The 818-nt window shown below is 63.8% G+C and carries 2 protein-coding genes; one reads left to right on the top strand and one right to left on the bottom strand.

Annotation, left to right across the window (positions count from 1 at the left end):
- Positions 1 to 217: 217 nt before the first annotated feature.
- On the bottom strand, positions 218 to 508 hold the full coding sequence (locus tag NS365_RS24300; protein WP_153003939.1) for a hypothetical protein: 291 nt from the start codon (positions 506 to 508) through the stop codon (positions 218 to 220).
- Between NS365_RS24300 and NS365_RS24305 the strand changes: the two genes are divergently transcribed.
- A partial coding sequence (locus tag NS365_RS24305; protein ID WP_153003940.1) for a hypothetical protein occupies positions 501 to 818 on the top strand: 318 nt, incomplete at its 3' end. The genes NS365_RS24300 and NS365_RS24305 overlap by 8 nt on opposite strands.

The raw sequence follows: 818 nt of genomic DNA on the forward strand, positions 1-818 counted from the left end.
ATGACGGCATCCACCCCAATCAGATGGCTCAAGGCCTGATGGCTTCTCAGGTGACAGCGGCGAAGCCTGCCATAGCAGCCGTCGCGGCATTTTACGAAGCTGCCTGAACCCAAAAATTCCAACACATCTACGACTTTCGGGAGCCTCACATGGTCTCTTCCGCCCGCCTTGCCGCGAGCAGGCGATCTCTCGCGTGCGCCATCGGTGCCGGCGTTCTTCAGCCGGGCGGTGGGGGAAACGGCCTCGGCCCGGCGTCTGCCTCGTTCGCGGCCGGCGCAACTGCCGGCCTGCCCATTGCATCCATCACGGGCTTGAATGCTGGCGAAACGATTGCCACCATCGCGCCGAACGATGGGAGGCTGACCTTGGACGTGTCGCGGCGCACCCTGCTGGTTGGCTTGACGGCTTCCGCCGTTGGCACGATCGCTTCAACGCTGACGACCAGTTCGGGGCGCAAGCTCTCGATGACGATCGCCGTTGCTGCCGGCGCTCCGATCACCTTGAACAATCTGTTCTCCACCGCGCAGGCCAACTCCTATTCCGTCTACGCGGACGAGAGCGAGAACACGCCGCTGTTTCGGGTGGCACGCCGCGCCATCGGCTCGACCCTCACGCTGACGGTTTCGGGCAACAAGCTGAAGCTTGTGGACGACGGGACGGACGCTTTTGTCGTGAAGGGCTCCGGCTCGCTCACGCTTGGCGAATCCATCCCGATCACCATTACGGAAACGCACCCCAACGCGACCAACAGCGGGCTGCAAAGCTCGTCACAGGTCGGCGTGAACGCGAAGGGCAACTGGCCGGCCATGCTCGCGGCC

It is taken from the genome of Aureimonas ureilytica, from assembly GCF_001475935.1.
GTDB classification, from domain to species: Bacteria; Pseudomonadota; Alphaproteobacteria; order Rhizobiales; family Rhizobiaceae; genus Aureimonas; species Aureimonas ureilytica_A.